The sequence below is a fragment of the Bradyrhizobium sp. RDM12 genome (genome assembly GCF_051917485.1).
GTDB lineage: Bacteria > Pseudomonadota > Alphaproteobacteria > Rhizobiales > Xanthobacteraceae > Bradyrhizobium.
On record NZ_CM133064.1, the window covers coordinates 7249863 to 7269074 of the forward strand.

The 19212-nt window shown below is 63.3% G+C and carries 14 protein-coding genes and 2 pseudogenes; 3 read left to right on the forward strand and 13 right to left on the reverse strand.

Annotated elements, in window-relative coordinates; all coding sequences use genetic code 11:
- Nucleotides 1-96: 96 nt before the first annotated feature.
- Both ACTGJ9_RS35390 and ACTGJ9_RS35395 read right to left on the reverse strand, forming a co-directional pair.
- Nucleotides 97-1295, reverse strand: a pseudogene (locus ACTGJ9_RS35390) (IS91 family transposase).
- Between the two features lie 10 nt (nucleotides 1296-1305).
- Nucleotides 1306-2181: a tyrosine-type recombinase/integrase gene (locus ACTGJ9_RS35395; RefSeq protein WP_456673554.1), complete on the reverse strand. Its 876-nt coding sequence runs from the start codon at nucleotides 2179-2181 to the stop codon at nucleotides 1306-1308.
- A 441-nt stretch (nucleotides 2182-2622) separates the two neighbouring features.
- Here ACTGJ9_RS35395 and ACTGJ9_RS35400 point away from each other — a divergent pair, with 441 nt between their 5' ends.
- Nucleotides 2623-3444, forward strand: a complete 822-nt coding sequence (locus tag ACTGJ9_RS35400; RefSeq protein WP_456674818.1) for an alpha/beta hydrolase family protein — start codon at nucleotides 2623-2625, stop codon at nucleotides 3442-3444.
- A 951-nt stretch (nucleotides 3445-4395) separates the two neighbouring features.
- On the opposite strand, the gene ACTGJ9_RS35405 is transcribed toward ACTGJ9_RS35400, so the two are convergent.
- From ACTGJ9_RS35405 to ACTGJ9_RS35430, 6 genes and pseudogenes are all read right to left on the reverse strand, one after another.
- Nucleotides 4396-5613, reverse strand: a complete 1218-nt coding sequence (locus ACTGJ9_RS35405; RefSeq protein WP_456674819.1) for an IS91 family transposase — start codon at nucleotides 5611-5613, stop codon at nucleotides 4396-4398.
- A 12-nt stretch (nucleotides 5614-5625) separates the two neighbouring features.
- Entirely contained in the window at nucleotides 5626-6516 is an 891-nt protein-coding gene (locus ACTGJ9_RS35410; RefSeq protein WP_456674820.1) for a tyrosine-type recombinase/integrase, read from the reverse strand.
- Nucleotides 6517-6754: 238 nt separating this feature from the next.
- Nucleotides 6755-7567, reverse strand: a complete 813-nt coding sequence (locus tag ACTGJ9_RS35415) for a Crp/Fnr family transcriptional regulator (RefSeq protein ID WP_456678726.1) — start codon at nucleotides 7565-7567, stop codon at nucleotides 6755-6757.
- 783 nt (nucleotides 7568-8350) lie between these two features.
- Nucleotides 8351-9331: a hydroxymethylbilane synthase gene (gene hemC, locus ACTGJ9_RS35420; protein WP_456674821.1), complete on the reverse strand. Its 981-nt coding sequence runs from the start codon at nucleotides 9329-9331 to the stop codon at nucleotides 8351-8353.
- Nucleotides 9332-9411: 80 nt separating this feature from the next.
- A pseudogene (locus tag ACTGJ9_RS35425) lies at nucleotides 9412-11038 on the reverse strand (GMC family oxidoreductase).
- 53 nt (nucleotides 11039-11091) lie between these two features.
- Nucleotides 11092-11682, reverse strand: a complete 591-nt coding sequence (locus tag ACTGJ9_RS35430) for a TetR/AcrR family transcriptional regulator (protein ID WP_456674822.1) — start codon at nucleotides 11680-11682, stop codon at nucleotides 11092-11094.
- 101 nt (nucleotides 11683-11783) lie between these two features.
- Between ACTGJ9_RS35430 and ACTGJ9_RS35435 the strand changes: the two genes are divergently transcribed.
- Complete coding sequence (locus tag ACTGJ9_RS35435) at nucleotides 11784-12149, forward strand: nuclear transport factor 2 family protein (protein WP_456674823.1); 366 nt, start codon at nucleotides 11784-11786, stop codon at nucleotides 12147-12149.
- 94 nt (nucleotides 12150-12243) lie between these two features.
- Here ACTGJ9_RS35435 and ACTGJ9_RS35440 read toward each other — a convergent pair whose 3' ends face one another.
- The 5 genes from ACTGJ9_RS35440 to pgm all read right to left on the reverse strand — a co-directional run bounded on the left by ACTGJ9_RS35440 (nucleotide 12244) and on the right by pgm (nucleotide 18849).
- A complete protein-coding gene (locus ACTGJ9_RS35440) occupies nucleotides 12244-13224 on the reverse strand; it encodes a PDR/VanB family oxidoreductase (protein WP_456674824.1) in 981 nt (326 codons plus the stop codon).
- Between the two features lie 7 nt (nucleotides 13225-13231).
- Nucleotides 13232-13984 carry a GntR family transcriptional regulator gene (locus ACTGJ9_RS35445; protein WP_456674825.1) on the reverse strand — a complete coding sequence of 251 codons (753 nt, stop codon included), beginning with the start codon at nucleotides 13982-13984 and terminating at the stop codon, nucleotides 13232-13234.
- A 3-nt stretch (nucleotides 13985-13987) separates the two neighbouring features.
- Nucleotides 13988-15037 carry an aromatic ring-hydroxylating dioxygenase subunit alpha gene (locus ACTGJ9_RS35450; RefSeq protein WP_456674826.1) on the reverse strand — a complete coding sequence of 350 codons (1050 nt, stop codon included), beginning with the start codon at nucleotides 15035-15037 and terminating at the stop codon, nucleotides 13988-13990.
- A 180-nt stretch (nucleotides 15038-15217) separates the two neighbouring features.
- Nucleotides 15218-16927: a group II intron reverse transcriptase/maturase gene (gene ltrA, locus ACTGJ9_RS35455; protein WP_456674827.1), complete on the reverse strand. Its 1710-nt coding sequence runs from the start codon at nucleotides 16925-16927 to the stop codon at nucleotides 15218-15220.
- A gap of 275 nt (nucleotides 16928-17202) precedes the next feature.
- On the reverse strand, nucleotides 17203-18849 hold the full coding sequence (gene pgm / locus ACTGJ9_RS35460) for a phosphoglucomutase (alpha-D-glucose-1,6-bisphosphate-dependent) (protein WP_456674828.1): 1647 nt from the start codon (nucleotides 18847-18849) through the stop codon (nucleotides 17203-17205).
- Between the two features lie 128 nt (nucleotides 18850-18977).
- Here pgm and ACTGJ9_RS35465 point away from each other — a divergent pair, with 128 nt between their 5' ends.
- Nucleotides 18978-19193 (forward strand): hypothetical protein, encoded by a 216-nt coding sequence (locus tag ACTGJ9_RS35465; protein WP_456674829.1) that lies wholly within the window; start codon nucleotides 18978-18980, stop codon nucleotides 19191-19193.
- Nucleotides 19194-19212: the final 19 nt, after the last annotated feature.

The following is a 19212-nucleotide window of genomic DNA, read 5'->3' on the forward strand; positions in this document are numbered from 1 at the left end:
CGATTTGCGGCGGCTGGCGGATATCTGGGCGCGCTCTGCCATGGCCGGTCGAGAGGCAGCGCGCGCGATAAGCCGTTTTGCGGGATTGTGACGCGGTCATGAGGTGTCGATCCTGATGCGGTTCGTTGGAGCTGTTGGCCGATGTCGTGGCGTAGCACCGCGCTCGAAGACCTCGATGACGACCATGCGACCGCCGCAGCAGGGCAGCTCGGCTTGGTTTGATCGGCGGCGGCAGTGATGGGCTGACCTTCAGAATTTGCAGCGGCGAGCAGCTCACGCGCGCGAGCGATGTTATCGGCGCGGGTGCCACTGGCGAGCAGGCCGTAGTGACGGATGCGGTGGAAGCCTTGCGGCAGGACGTGGATGAGGAAGCGGCGGATGAACTCGCTGCTTGAGAGTGTCATGAGCTTCTGGCGGTCGCGACCCTCGGCGCGATAGTCCTTCCATCGGAAGGTGACGCCGGTGCGGTCGCAGGCGATCAGCCGGCTGTTTGCGATGGCGACGCGGTGGGTATAGCGCGATAGATAGGCCAGCACAGCCTGTGGCCCGCCGAACGGGCGCTTGGCATAGACCACCCATTCGGCTCGGCGCAGCGGCGCCAGATAGGCTGCGAACGCCTGCGGGTCGGCGAGAGCAGCATGGTTGCCGAAGAATTGGAGGCGGCCGGCGTTGTGGGCGGCGATCAGCTTCTCCAGCAACAACCGGCGGAACAGGCGCGAGAGCACGCGCACGGGGAGGAAGAAGCCCACCCGGCACGCCACCCAACGCTCGCCGTCGAGCGAGATGCCGCCGCCCGGCACGATCATGTGGACGTGCGGGTGATGGGTCATGGCCGAGCCCCAGGTATGGAGAACCGAGGTGACGCCGATGCGGGCGCCGAGGTGTTTTGGGTCGGCCGCGATCGTGGTCAAGGTCTCGGCCGAGGCTTTGAACAGCAGGTCGTAGATGGCGGCCTTGTTGTGATAGGCGATGTCGGCGATCGACGCCGGGAGCGTGAACACCACGTGATAGTACGGCACCGGCAACAGCTCCGCCTCGCGGTCGGTGAGCCAGTCCTTCGCGGCGGCGCCCTGGCACTTTGGGCAATGGCGGTTGCGACAGGAGTTGTAGGCGATGGTGGTATAGGCGCAGTCCGCACAGCGCGCGACATGGCCGCCGAGAGCGGCCGTGCGGCAGCGCTCGATTGCTGACATCACCTTCAATTGCTGGAGGCCGACATGACCGGCATGGGCTTTGCGCCATGCCGGGCCATGGTCGCGGAAGATATCCGCAACCTCCAAGGCCGGGCGCGACATGCGCGCCAGGTCAGCCGGGCGGCCGGTCCTCCTTCAGTTTGATCGCGATGTGCTCCAGCGGGCTCATGACCTCGCTGATCGTCTTGGTGGCGACGCGGGTATAGAGCGCCGTGGTGTCGAGCTTGGCGTGACCGAGCAGCACCTGGATCACGCGGACGTCGATGTTCTGCTCCAAGAGGTGGGTGGCGAAGCTGTGCCTCAGGGTATGCAGCGACACGCGCTTGTGGATCTCGGCCATTTGGGCGGCGGCATGACAGGCGCGATTGAGCTGCCGTGTCGTCATCGGCTGGGCCGGATCGCGGCCTGGAAATAGCCAACCCCGGGGCCGCGCCGCCCGCCACCAGGTGCGCAGCAGATCGAGCAGCAGTGGTGAGAGCATGACGTTACGGTCCTTGCCGCCTTTGCCCTGCTCGACGCGAATGATCATTTGCTTGCTGTCGATGTCGGCGACCTTGAGCGAGATGACCTCGGTGGCGCGCAGGCCGGCGCCGTAGGCCACGCTCAGCGCCGCCTTGTATTTGAGCCCGGGTGCGGCATCGAGCAGCCGCGCCACTTCCTCGGGGCTCAGCACCACCGGCAGCTTGCGAGGCTCGTGAATGACATGCGTATGCTCAACGATCTCGTGGCGCCTCAGCGTGACCCGGAAGAAGAACCGCAGTGTCGAAACCGTCTGATTGATGGTCGGCACACCAACGCCGCTCGCGGCCAGGTGCAGCTGATAGCGGCGCACGTCTTCGAAGCTCGCCGTATCCGGCGAGCGCTCGAGAAATGCGGCGAAGTTCTTGACCCTTTGCACGTAGTCATGTTGGGTCTTCGGGGCCAGCCTGCGGATCGTCATGTCTTCGATCATGCGCCGGCGCAACGGGCTCATTGCCTCGTCGGTCATGGGGATGCTCCTGTCTTGAGTGAGGTTGTTGCAACCCCTCATCTCAAGACAGGACGCCTCGTTGCGCTATCCCTCAGCCGTGCTGCCGGCCGTCGTGCCCTACCGCGCGAGCGGTTTAGTCCACTGGCCCTTAGCACAGCAGCGGCGCACCCTGTTGAAGTCGGCTTTTTGAGGCACGGCGGACTAGATTTTGCTCGCGCTGAGTTCTTCGCGTTTGACCCAAAGTCGACATCATCCCTTGGTTCAACTGTTCATTGTGGCGGTCCTCTGACGCCGGGAGCCAAGAATGCTTCGTGCTTTTTTATTGTTTGCTTTCTGTTTGTCCCTTGATCTGTCAATGGCGAACGCCGCGGGGTCAGAAATTTTGACATTCCTGGTGACGCAAAGGGACCGGGGATCAGGCTGCTCGTTTGGACACCTTGCTCGGAGTCCCCACGAGAAATGGATGCCCGTGGTGCCACTTTCTTCGCCGTCCCCGGATGCGCAGTAACGGGTCAAAAGCTTCCTCTCATCGTGATATCGCATGGCAGACGGGGATGGTTCGGCGGCCACCATGACACTGCGGCGGCGTTGGCCGACGCGGGCTTTGTCGTCGCTGCACTCAATCATCCCGGTGACACCTGGCGAGACACTAGCCGTACCGACAGCCTTTCGGTGCTGGTCGAGCGCCCGGACGATATTAAGCGGCTGATTGACTACATGCTCGATGGATGGCCCGACGCGCCGCGCGTCGATCCCCGGCGTATTGGTCTCTACGGTTTCTCGTTTGGCGGATACACGGGTCTTGCTGTCATCGGGGGCAATCCCGAGTTGCGAAAGGGTTTGGCCAATTGCGCGACGTCCGGCCTGTTGGCCTGCAAGGAGCTTGAAAACGGTGAGGCGCCCAGTCAGCCGGTCACGTCCGATCCGCGCGTGAGGGCCGCTGTCATCGTCGATCCATACCCCGCATTTGTATTCCCCGAGAAGAACCTGAAGGAGGTAGCGATCCCGATACAGTTGTGGAGTTCCGATCCTGCACAAAACGCCGACGGCTTGTCAGGATGCTGTGCGGCAGTCATCAAACAACGGCTTGCAATGCCGGATTATCACTTCGTGACAAACGCTAAACACTTCTCTTTCCTTGCCACCTGCACCCCGAAGGAAGCGCAGGCTAACCCGGCGGCTTGCACCGATGCGCCGGGTTTCGACCGCATCGAATTTCATCGACACCTCCACGCCGAGATGATCGCGTTTTTCCGCAAGCATCTTCCAGAAAGTCAGTAGCATATCGCAGAGACTAGGCCGGCGGCTCTACCAATGTCGCTTATTGGCCCATCAGCGAACTGGCGGACTATCCGCGAGATCGCCCGATGCGGAGACGCTCGCAAACGTGATCAACGCTCTCTTCGATTGAAATCTTCGACGGGTCCAACAACGCAAACCCGCCCGCCTCAGCTTCGGCTCGAAGACATTTTGCCCAATTCGTCATATCGGGATCGGCCAAATCCGGCTGGTTGCGTTCGTTACGCAGGCCATCAAGACCGAATATTTGCGCCCGCCTTTGGGCGGCCACAAGCCGCGTTTCTGCACTGGATTGTGAGGAACCTTGATATTGACCATCCGACGCCTCCCGCACAGTCCGAACCGTAGCGCGATACGCGCCGGCCACGACAGCGAAAGAAATGAAGTTTCGCCGGCAACATCGGAATGGCAACACGTCGGCGACGCGCCGGGTATGATCTATCTCACATTTGCTCTGGCGCCAGCCGCTCGCGGACAATGTCGACCCTCGGCGCATCGCTTCCGTTGGCGTGGCGCAGCTTTATGTCGACTCACAGGGGTAGACCGGACGTTTGCATCCGAGCGCCAAAGCGACGCTTCTGTGAAGGTTTGCGGATGGCGGCCCCATGATGGTGGCGCGGCGCATGCCGGGGCCGGCGTACGCAAACCTCAAGGGAAGAAACCGCGGGAGGTTTGGTGGGCCGCGCGTCAGACGCTATGGGGATTTGGCGCTGGTGGTCTTTCGCCGGGGAGCGTCGAGCAATTGTTTGGGGAGTGATCGCAGTGGCGACGAACCTGGCCGGCCGATAGGGATAGGCAGAACTGGTATCGCGCAGTGGCGATCGAAACGAGAAAACGGCATTGCCCTGGCACGTGGGCGAGACCGTTGATTACCGGTCGAGGGCCGGCGAACCTGACACGCAGGTTTTTGAGTTTGAGGCGCGCCGAGCATGATCATGAAGTGTCGATCCTGATCACGGCGGTGGATGCTGCCGGCCGGTAGCCCGGCGAGGTGCCGCGTTGGAACGTCTCGATAATGATCATGCGACCGCCGCAGCACGGACACTGGTGCTCGGGCGGCTTGGGATCGTCGGCCTCGGCGCAACCGCTATCCGCGGCCTCGGGCTGTACCGCCGGCATATCGAGCAGGCGGCGCGCTCGGGCGATATTGTCGGCGCGCCTGCCGCTGGCGAGAAGGCCATAGTGGCGGATGCGGTGGAGGCCGTGCGGAAGGACGTGGATGAGGAAGCGGCGGATAAACTCGCCGGTTGAGAGCGTCATGAGCTTCTGGCGATCGCGACCATCGGCACGATAGTCTTTCCACCGGAAGGTGACACCGGTGCGGTCACAGGCGATCAGTCGGCTGTTGGCAATGGCGACGCGGTGGGTATAGCGCGACAGATAGGCCAGCACCGCCTCAGGTCCACCGAACGGACGCTTTGCGTAGACGACCCATTCGGCTCGCCGCAGCGGAGCCAGATAGGCCGCGAACGCCTGCGGGTCGACGAGTGCAGCGTAGTTGCCGAAGAACTTCAGCTGGCCGGTCTGATGTGCAGCGAGCAGCCTCTCCAGCAACAGCCGTCGGAACAGGCGCGAGAGGACGCGCACCGGCAGGAAGAAGCCGGGCCGGCACGCCACCCAGCGCTCGCCGTCGAGCGAGATGCCGCCGCCCGGCACGATCATATGCACGTGCGGGTGATGGGTCATAGCCGAGCCCCAGGTATGGAGAACCGAGGTGATGCCGACGCGGGCGCCGAGGTGCTTTGGATCGGCCGCGATGGTGATCAGGGTCTCGGCCGATGCCTTGAACAGCAGGTCGTAAATGACGGCCTTGTTCTGGTAGGCGATATCGGCGATGGCCGCCGGCAGCGTGAACACCACATGATAGTACGGCACCGGCAGCAGATCGGCTTCGCGGTCGGCGAGCCATTCCTTCGCCGCGGCGCCTTGGCACTTCGGGCAGTGCCGGTTGCGGCAGGAGTTGTAGGCGATGGTGGTATAGGCGCAGTCCGCACAGCGCGCGACATGGCCGCCAAGGGCCGCCGTGCGGCAGCGCTCGATCGCCGACATCACTTTCAACTGATCGAGGCTGACATGGCCGGCATGGGCCTGACGCCAGGCCGGGCCATGGCGGCGGAAGATATCCGCAACCTCCAGCGCCGGGCGCGACACGGGAGTCGCGCGTCAGGCAGGCGGCTCGGCCTTGGGCTCGTTCTTCTTTGGAAGCAGCGGCGCGAGACGGTCCAACGGGCTCATGACATCGCGGATCGTCTTGGTCGCAACCCGGGTGTAGAGCGCCGTGGTCTCGAGTTTGCCGTGGCCGAGCAGGACCTGGATCACCCGAATGTCGATGTTCTGTTCGAGCAGGTGAGTGGCAAAGCTGTGGCGCAAGGTGTGCGGCGCCACCCGCTTCGCAATCTCCGCGATCTCGGCCGCGGCATGGCAGGCGCGCGTGAGCTGGCGCGTCGTCATCGGGTTGGCCGGGTTCTGGCCCGGAAATAGCCAACCCTGCGGCCGTGCGATGCGATACCACTCGCGCAGAAGATCGAGCAGCACCGGAGAAAGCATGGCATGGCGATCTTTGCGGCCCTTGCCCTGCTCGACGCGCAACATCATGCGCTGGGAGTCGACATCGGACACCTTCAGCGAGATCACCTCCGAAACGCGCAGCCCGGCGCCGTAGGCGACGCTCAGCGCCGCCTTGTACTTGATGCTCGGCGCAGCCTCGAGAAAGCGCGCAACCTCCTCGGGGCTCAAAACAACCGGCACCTTGCGCGGCTCGTGCATGAACGCCAGCTGCTTGGCAAGGTCGGGACGATCAAGCGTCACATTGAACAAGAACCGCAGCGCCGAGACGGTGGCGTTGATCTTCGGCGTGCCCGCGTCACATGATGCCAGATGCAGACGGAAGCCGCGCACGTCCTCTGCTCTGGCCGCATCGGGTGATCGCCCGAGAAACGCGGCGAACTCCTTGACCCTTTGCACGTAGTCATGTTGGGTCTTTGGCGCGAACTTGCGGATCGACATGTCTTCGATCATGCGCCGGCGTAACGGGCTCACGGCCTGGTCGGTCATGGAGGTGCTCCTGCCTTGAGTGAGGTTTGCAGTTCCTCGATCTCAAGACAGGACGCTTCCGCACGCTACGCCCTCGATAGTCGCTAGATGCCCGCCCCAAGCGCCCTACCGCGCGAGCGGTTTAGTCCTTTGACCCAAAGCGGACATCCCTGCCTCGCGAGAACCGCACTGCGTGACAGGCGTGCCACCAATGGTGAAGCAAAGGCCAAGTTTTAAGCTATGCCATGCGCGGCGCCGTCTATCTCGTCGCTTTCTCTTGTGCGAGAGTTGCTTCAAGCCGCGAGATGTTTTCCTGGAGGCGCTGGTTGTTTTCCAGGAGACGCTGGCTGATCAGGACGAGGATATAATAGCCGAATTGCTGATCACTTTGAAAATAGATCTCAAGCAGCCTTTCGTAAGTTATTGTCAGGACTTGGCCGTCTTCTATGCACTCGACCGTTCCGGTTCGTCGGTTATTGGGCGTAAAGAAGCCAAGTTCTCCCATGAGACGCCCTGGCGGAAGCTCGACGCTGATTTCTTTGACGAGAAACTTCCCGGTGACGGTGAGAAACATTTCTGTAGCGGCATCACCCTTCTTGAACAGTCTGTCGCCCCGGCGATATCTACGTTCGGTCATGAATGGTTTGAGCCATTCCATCGACCTGTCACCCTGCGTCGCGTTACGTGCCTTCTCAACGAGCTTGAGCAGTTGCCGGAGGCGAACGGCATTAACTGGCAACAGCAGCAGATAAAGCAGAAAGGTGGCGACGCTTCCGGAAAGCGCGCCGGAAATTGCCAAGAAAGTACAGCCGACCATATTCGCGACCCGCAGCGGCACCATTCTCTGCATCAGCAAGGTAGCGACCAGGAAGATGGCGCCAACCAAGGCGAACATATTGGCGAGCGTGATATTAGCTAACACAATTTCAAACAGCCGATTAAGCAGTGCGCCGTAGGTGATGTTGTCGGGATCTAGCCCCATTTGAACGAGAATCTTTGCGATCCTGAGATTATCCGTGGCCGTATCAAGGATGCGGTTTAGAATTGTCGAAAGATCTGCACTGGAACTCATCGGATCACCCCATGCAAAGCAGTCGGTTATTTTTTCGGACCTCGCGGATACTGATAATCGACGTCTAACAAGCGCAAGCGGTGTTGATCCACGATCAACTTTGCCCGGCGTTGTTGTTTTCGACAATCGCAGGCGCGTGGCCGGTAGCGTATTGGCGCTCACACCGGACATGGCTCCGGCTGGCTTCGACCCGCGATGCAAGAGTTCGAATTCAACTGGTCAGCCTTACATGGCCCGACAGTCACGGAATGTCGCCTTTATTGCCCATCAACGAACTACCGGCGCACCTCGTTGAGGTCCGCTCAGCGAGCCATAACGGACCAGGTTTGCAAACGTTAAGTGCTTCGCATTTTGACCCGATGCGACATCTGTTTTTCTGTTGAATCGGTGCTATCATACAGCCTGGGATGGTACTTCGCTATCCCGTCATTGGGAGGAGATCGTCATGAGAGCGCTGCTGCTACTTGCCGGCCTGATCGTCCTGTCAATTGCCTCGGCGAACGCGGCGAACACCCGGTCTACCCTCGCGGACGCCGGGTTGCCGCGCTGCAATTCCATGGGTTGGCCACGCTTTTCGGCGGTACCTTGCAGAAACGTGGCCAATTTTGCGAACTACGGTGACTGCGCCGACAAGGTCAGGGCTGCGGGATGGAGCGGCACTGACATATGGTGGTATTGTAGCAACGTAGACTTCAAAAAGTGAATTCCGCGCTGACATCAGGAGGCCGCCAACGAGGCGGCCTCTTTCATTTCGTCGCTCGACTGGACTTATGGGCACACGGATTAGCGCGGCCGGCTGCGCTCGATGATCTCGGCGGCGCCCTTGCTCAGCAGATCCAATGCCACCGCGCGGCCAAGCTCGCGCGGGCGATCAGCCGGGCCCCTGCGCGAGGCTTCGATGATGGTGTTGCCGGAGAGATCGAGCACGGAGGCGGCGAGAGACATCTGATCGTCTGATATGGTCGAAAAGCCCGCCACCGGCGAATTGCAGTGGCCGTTGAGCACCCAGAGCACCTCGCGCTCGGCATCGGCGCAGGCATGGGCCGAGGGATCGTCGATCGATGACAGGATTGTTCGCGTTTGCCAGTCCTGCGCCGCGCATTCGACGGCGACGATGCCCTGCCCCGCTGCGGGCAGCATTTCGGCCGCGCTGAATTCGTACGCGATGCGGCTGGACAGACCAACGCGATCGAGGCCCGAGCGCGCCATGATCAACGCGTCTGCGGGACCCACCGCGCCGCCATCCGGCAGCTTCTGCTTCTCGCCATTGTCGAGTTTTCGCACGCGCGTGTCGGCAGCGCCGCGGAAGTGGATCACTTCGACATCGGGAAACAGTCGCCGCGCATAGGCCGCGCGGCGGACGGCGTTGGTGCCGATCTTGAAGCCCTTGCCCCGCGACTGCCGCAGCGCTGCCAGCGTGACGCCATCGCGCAGCACCAGCGCATCGCTTGCGGGATCGCGCGACAGGGTGGCGCCGATGACGAGGCCGGGCGTGTCCTCGTTGCCAGGCATGTCCTTCAGCGAATGCATCGCGGCCTGGAGTTCGCCGGACAGCACGGCAGCGCGGATCTGCGCGACGAAGGCGCCGCCCTTGCCGCCATGGGGCAGCAGCTTGCTGGTCTGGTCGAGATCGCCCGTGGTATCGAACTTGACGATCTCGACATCGAGATCCGGCATGGCGGCGGTCAGGCGGCGGGCAATCTCCTCCGTCTGTGCCAGCGCCATTACGCTCTTGCGGGTGCCGATCTTGAATCGCGTAGCCAAGTTCAATTCCTCTCAAGACGCGTCGTTTTTTCGAGCATGATCTTATCGGAAAACCGGTCTCCACTTTTCCAGATCAAGCTCTACCGCGCATCCTCCAGTATCATATCGGATGCCTTCTCCGCGATCATGATGATCGGCGCGTTGGTGTTCCCCGAGACGAGGTCCGGCATGATCGAGCCGTCGACGATGCGGAGGCCTTCGAGCCCCCTCACCTTCAGCCGCTGGTCCACCACCGCGAGCGCATCATTGCCCATACGACAGGTCGAGGTCGGATGGTAGATGGTGCTGCCGCGCTCGCGGCAATAGTCCAGAAGCTCGGCGTCCGTGGATACCTTCGCGCCGGGATCGTACTCGCTGACCACGAAGGGCTTTAGCGCCGGCGCGTTCAGGATCTTGCGCAGGATCTTGAGGCCCTCGACATTGGTGGTGCGGTCGGTCTCGGCGGACATGTAGTTGATGCGGATTTCCGGGGGCACGGTCGGGTCCGCACTCCTGATGCGCAAGCTGCCGCGGCTCTCGGGCCGGAGCTGGCAGACCGAGGCGGTAAAGCCCGAAAAATCATGCAGCCTCTCACCCATCTTGTCGGTCGAGAACGGCAGGAAGTGCACCTGGATGTCGGGTGAAGCCAGCCGCGGATCGGTCTTGAAGAACGCGCCCGCCGTGCCGGCCGCAATCGTCAGCCAGCCTTTCCGGAACAGCGCATAACGCGCGCCGGCCATCGTGCGGCGGAGCGGGTGGTTGACGGTGTCGTTCAGCGTGATCTTCTGCGAGCAGCGCATCACGATGCGGACCTGCATGTGGTCCTGGAGATCGTGACCGACGCCCTGCGCGTCCATCACGACATCGATGCCGTGCTTGCGCAGGAGATCCGCAGGCCCGACGCCGGAGAGCTGCAGGAGCTGCGGCGAGTTGTAGGCGCCGCTCGACAGCACGATCTCCTTTCGCGCCGCGCGCGCGGCGCAGGTTCGCGCCCTGCCGGTACTCGATGCCGACCGCGCGGCGGCCTTCGAACAGCACGCGCTGGCCGAGTGCCTCGGTCTCGATCTTGAGATTGCTGCGTTTCTTCGCAGGGCCGAGATAGGCCACCGCCGTCGAGGCGCGGCGGCCGTTGCGCGTGGTGGTCTGGAACAGGCCGACGCCTTCCTGCGTGGCGCCGTTGAAATCGGGATTATAGGGCAGACCGGTCTCGACCGCGGCGTCGATGAAGGCTTTCGACAGGGGATCGGTCACGACCATGTTGGACACCGGCAGCGGCCCGCCGGTGCCGTGATATTGATCGGCGCCGCGCGTCTGGTTCTCGGCCTTCCTGAAATAGGGCAGCACGTCGTCATAGCCCCAGCCGGCATTGCCGTGCTGGCGCCAGCGATCGTAATCCTCGTGCTGGCCACGAACATAGAGCAGGCCGTTGATCGAGCTCGATCCGCCCAGCGTTTTGCCGCGTGGCTGAAATACCTGGCGGCCCTTCAGCTCGGGCTCCGGCTCGGTCTGGTACATCCAGTTGACGGTCTTTTCCTTGAACAGCTTTCCATAGCCGAGCGGCACGTGGATCCAGATGTTGGAATCCGTAGGTCCCGCCTCCAGCAGCAGCACGCGGTCCTTGCCGTTCGCCGACAGCCGGTTGGCGAGCACACAGCCGGCGGAGCCGGCGCCGACGATGATGTAGTCGAACTCGGGATCAGACGGCGCGAGAGTGGAATTTGCGGTCATGCGCGATTGTTCTTCTTGTTGGTGTGGGCGTTTCCAGTTCGTCACTAGCACAATCATGGCTTGACGCGCAGCGCCTCGACCAGCGACTTGAACGCACGGGCATATTCCGCACCTGCTCTTGCGATATCGGCGCGCCCGGCGCAGGCGACCGCGGCCTCCGTGACCGCGCCGAGCAGAAGGCGCGCCAGCGGCTCGACTGGCTGCTTTGCGATCAGGCCGGCGTCCATGGCCACCGACAGTGCGCGCGGCATCTTGCCGCCAAAATGCCTGGCGTCGATCTCGCGCCAGCGCTCCCAGCCGAGCACCGCGGGACCGTCGCGCAGAATGATCTGGCCGGTCGGGCCCTTTGCAGTCGCGGCAAAATAATGCTGGGTGCCGGCGACCATCGCGGCCAGCACGTCCTTCTCGGCGCGTGCCGCGCTGTCGATCTCGACCACGAGATCGCGCGAGACCAGGTCGAACACGGCTTCGAATACCGCCTCTTTGGTCTTGAAGTGATGATAGACCGCGCCCTTGGCGATGCGGGCCCCTTCCGCGATCTCGTCCATCGTCGTCGCGGCAAAGCCTTGCGTCCCGAACAACCGGCGCGCCGCCGTCAGGATCGCCTCCGTCGTCGCCGCCCGCCGCTCCGCCTGTTTCGCCATGCGTCCTCGTCTAGTCGAATTTGGCAGAGGCGGCCAGTTGACTTTTCGACTACCGGTCGGTATTTACCGACTAACAGTCGGTTTTAATCGTGAGGTGATCCATGCCGAGCCGTGACATCGTCGAAGCCTTTGCAAAGCGGCTGGAGGACGGGAAGTTTGTCGAAGCAATCGAGCAATTCTACACGCCCGATGCCGCGACCTACGAGAACAACGCCGCGCCGGTTGTCGGCCGCGACAAGCTCGTCGCCAAGGAGCGCGGGGTGCTGGCGGCCTTCAAAGAGGTCAAGGCCGTTCGTGTCGGGCCGAGCCTGATCGAAGGCGACCATGTTGCGACGCGCTGGACATTCAGCTTCACAAATGCCGACGGTGTGACGCGGACACTCGACGAGATTGCGTGGCAGACCTGGCGCGGCAATCAGCTGATCGAAGAACGGTTCTATTATGACCCGAAACAGATGGGGCGATGAACGAGGTCTCGCCTTGCGGCGGGATTTCGAATCCTCGTGGTGAGGAGCGCCGCCATGCGGCGCGTCTCGAACCATGAAGGCCAAGCTGCCGCCGTCAGACCGCATCCGCCCGCAGCAGCGTGTCCACCGTGATCGTGCCCCGCGCGCGCGAAACGCAGGCGCAGATCTTCTGGTTGCTTTGCTTCTGGTGGTCACTGAAGAAGACGTCGCGATGGTCGATCTCGCCGTCGACATCGACAACGTCGATGGCGCAGAGGCCGCATTCGCCGCGCTTGCAATCGGATATCACCTCAAAGCCGCTGGCGTTGAGGACGTCAAGCATCGAGCGCTCGCGCGGAATCTCGAGCTCGACATTGGAGCCCTTCAGGCGCACGCGGAACGTCTCGGTTGGCAGCGTGCCGCTGGAGCCGAACGTCTCGTAGCGGAGATCGGGGAGCGGATGACCCGCGCCGATCCAGGCGTGGCGGGCGGCATCGAGCATGCGCATCGGGCCGCAGAACAGCGTCAGCGCGCCCTTCGGCAACGAAGCGAACAGGCTGTCGAGATCGAGCCGCTTGCCTTCATCGCTGGCATGGACGACCAGGCGGTCACCGAGCAGGCTGGAGAGATCGTCGAGATAGGCGGCGTCAGCGCGCCCGCGCACGGCATAATGCAAGGTGACATCGGCGCCGCGGCGCGCCAGCACTTGGGCGGCGCCGACGATCGGGGTGATGCCGATGCCGCCGGCGATCAGGCAATAATTTTCGCGCGTCCAGTCGATCGCGACGAGCGATGAGGGCCGTGTGATATCGAGCCGTGCGCCCGGCGCGAGCTGCCACATATAGCGCGAGCCGCCGCGGGAATCATCGGTGCGGCGCACCGCGATCCTGAAGCCATGGGACGAGGCTTCGCCGACCAGCGAGTAGGACCGCGTCTCGGGCTGGCCATCGATGGTGACGCTGACATTGATATGGCTGCCGACGGGATAGGCGGTGCCATCGAACTGGTCGGGCCGGATCAGGAATTCGCGGATGCCGGGCGCAAGATCGCGGGTCGAGACGAGCGTGGCCGGAATCCAGGTTTCGACGAAGCGCATAGTGCCCTCAATCGGTTGCGGTCTTGATCAGCGCGAGCGCCGGCAGCAGGTCGAGATGGGTGCGGTTGCGCAGCGCGAGCCTTAAGTTGCGCACCGCCAGCCGGGCGTGCTCGCGCATCACGGCCTCGGCGCGCGCGCCCTCGCGGTTCTCGATCGCGTCGATCACGACACGATGATGCTCCTGCCCGATGATTAAAATCTGCTGCGCCTCGGGCAGTGCCGACTGCGCCATGACGAAGGCGCTGGGCGAGGCGAACGGCAGCGCCGAGGCACGGTCGATCTGGCGAACCAGCTTCGGGCTGCGCGACAATTCGGTGAGCAGCGCATGAAAGCGCGCATTGAGCGCGACATAGGACGAGAAGGCTTCGATCGAGATCGGCACCTGCCGCAGCAGCTCGTCGATCGCGGCGAGGCACTCCTTCAGCGGCTCGAGCTCGCGCGCGGAGACGCCGCGCTCGGCGGCGAAACGTGCGGCGAGGCCTTCCAGCGTGCCGCGCAGCTCGATGGAATCGGAGATGTCGCGCTCCGAGAACGCCTTCACCATGAAGCCGCCGGAGGGGATCGCCTCCAGCAGGCCCTCCTCCTCCAGCCGCACCAGCGCCATGCGCACCGGCGTGCGCGACGCGCCGGTGGTTTCCACCGCCTGCAGCTCGGAAATGCGCTCGCCCGGGCGCAATGAACCCGACAGGATCTGGTCGCGCAGCGCGAGTTGCGCCTTCACGGTCTGCGAGACGGAGCGGTCGACCTCACGCTCGGCCATCTCCTACTCCGCGGCCTGGAGGTGCTGCGGCGCGTTTTCCTTCGCCACCATTTTGTCGATCAGCTTGCGCGTCCACATCGCGCCGGCGTCGATGTTGAGATTGTAGAAGATGCGATCCGGGTTTTCGTCCATCGCACGCTGCTGCGCTTCGAGGATCAGCTCGTCCTCGTGGAAGATGCCGGAGACGCCGTCGCGGATCTCGGTGGTGATCCGCTGCTCGCCGAGCTGATAGTTACGCACGAACGCCCAGAAGTAGTGGCAGGTCTTCTCGGTCTCGGGCGTGATGGTGTTGAGCACGAACCCGTTGACGCCTTGCGAGCGGTCGCCTTCGGGCGCCCCGGTGCCGGTCGGCGCCACGCCGACGTCGATCGCGATGGTGCAGGGTGCCTCGAAGCGGATGATCTGCCAGCGGTCGACGAGGCCGGGCTTGCCGAGTTGCTTGGCCCAGAACGGCGGCGCCTCGATGCCGCGCATCCAGCGCGTCACCGTCACCGTCTTCTCGCCATGGGTGACGTCGAACGGCGCCTCGGCGACCGCGTCATTGCCGATGGAGGAGCCGTGCACGAAGGTCTCGTGGGTAAGGTCCATCAGATTGTCGAGCACGAGGCGGTAGTCGCAGTTGACGCGGATGGTCTTGCCGTCGCCGGCCCAGGCCGGATCGTGATTCCAGTGCATGTCGGGCACGAGCGCGGGATCGGCCAGCGCGGGATCGCCCATCCAGAGCCAGATGTAGCGGTGGCGCTCGACCACGGGATAGGCGCGTATGCAGGCCGACGGGTTGATGGTCTCCTGCGAAGGCATGAAGGTGCAGCGGCCCTGCGCATTGTATTTCAGGCCGTGATAGCCGCAGACGACGGTGTCGCCTTCGAGCCGACCCTTCGACAGCGGCACCAGGCGATGCCAGCAGGCATCCTCCAGCGCGGCCACCGAGCCGTCGGCCTTGCGGTACATCACGACGTGCTTGCCACAGATCGTCCGCGGCAACAGCGCCGGCTTCACGTCGGCGTCCCAGGCGGCGGCGTACCAGGCGTTCATGGGGAAGGGTTTTATCATTGGGCGATCTCCCAAGACTTATGTATGCGTTGTGTATACAATAGCAGCGGGAAAGATCGGGTCAACGCGGAATATGGCCTACTATAATACCTAATCGGCGCTTCATGTATACAGCATGAACTTCGCTGTCATTCCCCGCGAAAGCGGGGATCCAGTACGCCGCGGCCGCCACTGGTTCATTCAACTGGCGCCACGGAGATCGGGATAGGGGAGTCTCGCGACTCCTCCTCCCACACCACCGTACGTACGGGTCTCGTATACGGCGGTTCGATGGATTATGCAGGCCGCTGTGCCGCGATGGAAGCCAGACCGAGCGAACCGAAGAGAGCTTTTGGCACGGCAAATGTTGAGCGCGGGGCTGTTGCTGAGCCGCCAAGGGCCACGTGGGCTGCCGGCGGTCTTTGCCGCCAGAACCCGGCCGACGCCGCGGCGTCGCAGCTCGGCGAAGCGAGCCGGTCCACGCTTCCACTGCTTCCAGGCGATGGCGCGCAACCGCCGCCTGATCCATTCGTCAAGTGCGCGCATCACCGACGGCGTCTGGCAGAAGCCAAAGTAGCCACGCCATCCGATCAGATAGCGTGACAGCTCCTTGACAGTCTGCGCAAGGCTTTGGCCACACGTGCGTCGCGTCAGCTCCCGAACTCTCGCCTTGAAGCGGGCGATCGCCTGCGGCGCAATGCGCCGTCGTGGCAGCGGCTCGCGGGTAAAGCTGAAGCCCAGGAACTTGCGGATGCTCGGCTTGGCCACCGCACTCTTGGCCCTGTTGACCTTCAGCTTGAGGCGCTTTTCGAGGAAACGTTCGATGCCCGCCAGCACCCGCTCACCCGCCTTCTGACTGCGCACATAGATGTTGCAGTCGTCGGCGTAGCACACGAAGCGATGGCCGCGCTTCTCCAGTTCCTTGTCCAGCACATCCAGCATCAGGTTCGACAACAGTGGCGAGAGCGGTCCACCTTGCGGCGTGCCCTCCTCCGTCGGACTGACCAGCCCTCCCTCCATCACACCCGCATTCAGGAAGGCGCGGATGAGCTTCAGGAGATGCTTGTCAGCAACCCGTTTGGCAATGAGCCCCATCAGGATGTCGTGGTTGACCCGGTCGAAGAACTTTTCCAGGTCGATGTCCACAACGAAGGCGTACCCGGACGCGATGTACGCCTGCGCCCGTTCCACCGCCTGATGCGCCGAGCGGTTCGGCCGGAAGCCGAAGCTCGCCTCGGAGAACGTTCCGTCCCAATCTGCCTGCAGCACCTGCAACACCGCCTGCTGAATGAAGCGGTCAAGCACCGTCGGGATGCCGAGCGGCCGCAGGCCACCCGACGCCTTCGGTATCTCCACCCGCCGTACCGGCTGTGGCTTGTAGGTGCCGCCAAATAGCTGGGTCCGGATCGCGAGCCAGTGCTCCTTCAGATAGGCCGGCAGTTCGCCGACGGTCATCCCATCGACGCCTGCCGCGCCCTTGTTGCGCGTCACTTGCGCCAACGCTTTCTTCAGGTTCTCACGCTCGACAACTGCTTCCATCGACGGTCCTGCGACCGCCGGGTGTTCGAGGCTGGCCTTCGCCGCACTTGCTTCGGTCTCTCGGGCGGCGGCGGTCAGGGCTTCACCCTTCGCTCCGGTGCCCGAGTTCAGTTCAATCTGATTCTTCTGCCGCATGGCTCGCACGAGATCGACCGCTCTACTGACCACTTCCAGCGTTCGGGCCTTCGGCGGCGCGCCGCCGCCTACTATGCCCTCTGCTGACTTCTGCGCGGCGATCAGGCCGCCTTGCGGCGACCTCAGTCCCGTTGCCGGGACACCGTGCAGACCTCCCGAGGTAAGACCGACCGCCTTCGCCGCACGCCCGCCGGATCTACCACCCCGGCCCTTGATGACCGTGGACTTCGCGATCAACGGCTCGCTCGTCCGGCCGGGTAGGCCTCGTTATCCGGTGTTTGTCCATCGAGCCGCGGCTTTGCTCCACGCTGTCTTCAGACCCCACCTCACGATGACGCCCTTGCGCTTCGCTAATCCTTCGCCGTCATCAGGCTGGATAGAGGACTTCCACCTCCAAGCTGTCGTTCATACTCGGCACACTACTGGATCACCCGCTTTCGCGGGTGATGACAGCGGAGGATACGGCGAGACCTCCCTGGGAGGCCAAGCGTCAAGGCAACTTGGCCGGCGCCCTACGCCCCAAACACCTTCGCCAGCCCGGCCTGCGCCTCTTCCTGAATCCGCTTCAGGTGCTCGGTGCTGCGAAAACTCTCGGCGTAGATCTTGTAGACGTCCTCGGTGCCGGATGGACGCGCTGCGAACCAACCGAAATCGGTCTCGACCTTGATGCCGCCGAACGGCTGGCCGTTGCCGGGCGCCTTGCTCAGCGTGGCGCGGACGGGGTCGCCGGCGAGATCCTTCAGGCCGAGTTGCTCGGGCGTGACTGACTTCAGGATGTTCTTCTGCGGTACGGTCGCGGCGACATCGATGCGGGCGTAATGGGGCACGCCGAGCTCGGCGGTGAGATCGCCAAAGAGCTGGCTCGGATCGCGGCCAGTCCTGGCCATGATCTCGGCGGCGAGCAGGCCGAGGATGATGCCGTCCTTGTCGGTGGTCCACACTTTGCCGTCGCGGCGCAGAAACGAGGCCCCTGCGCTCTCCTCGCCGCCGAAGCCGAAGCCGCCCGTGAGGAGCCCGTCGACGAACCATTTGAAGCCGACCGGCGTCTCCACCAGCTTGCGGCCGAGTTTCTTGGCGACACGGTCGATGATCGAGCTCGACACCACAGTCTTGCCGATCGCAGCGCTCCCGCCCCAATTCGGGCGGTGCGCGAACAGGTAAGAAATCGCGGTCGCCAGATAATGGTTCGGATTCATCAACCCGCCGGTGCGCGTCACGATGCCGTGGCGATCGGCGTCGGTGTCATTGGCGAACGCGACGTCGAAGCGATCGCGCATCGCGATCAGGCTCGCCATCGCATAAGGCGAGGAGCAGTCCATGCGGATCTTGCCGTCCCAGTCGACGGTCATGAAACGGAACGTCGGGTCGATCGCCTCGTTCACGACATTGGCCTTGAGCCCATAGCGCTCGATGATGGGGTGCCAATAATGCACGGCAGCACCGCCGAGCGGATCGATACCGATATTGATGCCGGCGGATTTGACCAGATCGAGATCGACGACATTGCCGAGATCCGCAACATATGGGGTCATGTAGTCGTAGGCGTGGACGTTCGACGACTTCAGCGCCCTGGCATAGTCGATGCGCTTCACGCTCCTGAGGCCGTCGGCGAGATAGGCGTTGGCGCGCTTCTCGATGACGGAGGTCGCGTCGGTGTCGGCCGGGCCGCCATGCGGCGGATTGTATTTGTAGCCGCCGTCCTCCGGCGGGTTGTGCGAGGGCGTGACGACGACGCCGTCGGCCAGACCCGAGGTGCGGCCCTTGTTGTAGGTGAGGATCGAATGCGAGATCACCGGCGTCGGCGTGTAGCCGCCGTCCTTGTCGATCATCACCTCGACGCCGTTGGCCGCGAACACCTCGACGGCGCTGACCAGTGCCGGCTCGGCCAGCGCATGGGTGTCGATGCCGATGAAAAGCGGACCGGTAAGCCCCTTTTCCTGTCGGTAGTCGCAAATGGCCTGCGTGGTCGCGAGGATGTGGCCCTCGTTGAAACTGCTCTTGAGCGAGGTGCCGCGGTGACCTGATGTCCCGAACGCCACCCGCTGGGCCGGGTCCGCCGCATCCGGTCTGTTGGCGAAATAGGCGGTCACCAGCCGCGGAATGTTGGCGAGCGCGTCCGGCGAAACCAGCTTTCCCGCCGCGGGATGAATATCAGGCACTGAAATATCCTCGTCGTTGAAAGATTATGGTCCGGTCACACCATACCATTGGGCTTGCACCCGCCAACCCAAAAGCCCCAGCTCAACACCGGCAACAAATGGCCGCATTTGGAGCCGTGAATAGAAACATGACCATTCTCGCAACGGCCCTGCTGCTCGCCAGTTCCTTGGCGCTGTCGTCTCCGGAACATGCCAGGGCGGCCAACGTCGAGCCCAATCCGATGCTGCGCAACGCGGCCGTGGATCACGACCTCGCCAAGGTGAAACGGCGGATCGAGCGGGAGCTCCACATCAACGCAGCCAATGCGATGGGAGCACCCTCCCCTCCGCACACGGTGCGCTGACGGTCACGCGTCGGCCCCG

Coding starts and splice junctions, on each gene's coding strand:
- ACTGJ9_RS35445 (WP_456674825.1), bottom strand. CDS start 13,984: ATGGCCGAGCGTGAGGTCGACCGCTCCGTCTCGCAGACCGTGAAGGCG.
- ACTGJ9_RS35465 (WP_456674829.1), top strand. CDS start 18,978: ATGACCATTCTCGCAACGGCCCTGCTGCTCGCCAGTTCCTTGGCGCTG.
- ACTGJ9_RS35410 (WP_456674820.1), bottom strand. CDS start 6,516: ATGACCGACCAGGCCGTGAGCCCGTTACGCCGGCGCATGATCGAAGAC.
- ACTGJ9_RS35395 (WP_456673554.1), bottom strand. CDS start 2,181: ATGACCGACGAGGCAATGAGCCCGTTGCGCCGGCGCATGATCGAAGAC.
- ACTGJ9_RS35440 (WP_456674824.1), bottom strand. CDS start 13,224: ATGCGCTTCGTCGAAACCTGGATTCCGGCCACGCTCGTCTCGACCCGC.
- ACTGJ9_RS35400 (WP_456674818.1), top strand. CDS start 2,623: ATGGATGCCCGTGGTGCCACTTTCTTCGCCGTCCCCGGATGCGCAGTA.
- ACTGJ9_RS35430 (WP_456674822.1), bottom strand. CDS start 11,682: ATGGCGAAACAGGCGGAGCGGCGGGCGGCGACGACGGAGGCGATCCTG.
- ACTGJ9_RS35415 (WP_456678726.1), bottom strand. CDS start 7,567: ATGAGTTCCAGTGCAGATCTTTCGACAATTCTAAACCGCATCCTTGAT.
- ACTGJ9_RS35450 (WP_456674826.1), bottom strand. CDS start 15,037: ATGATAAAACCCTTCCCCATGAACGCCTGGTACGCCGCCGCCTGGGAC.
- ACTGJ9_RS35435 (WP_456674823.1), top strand. CDS start 11,784: ATGCCGAGCCGTGACATCGTCGAAGCCTTTGCAAAGCGGCTGGAGGAC.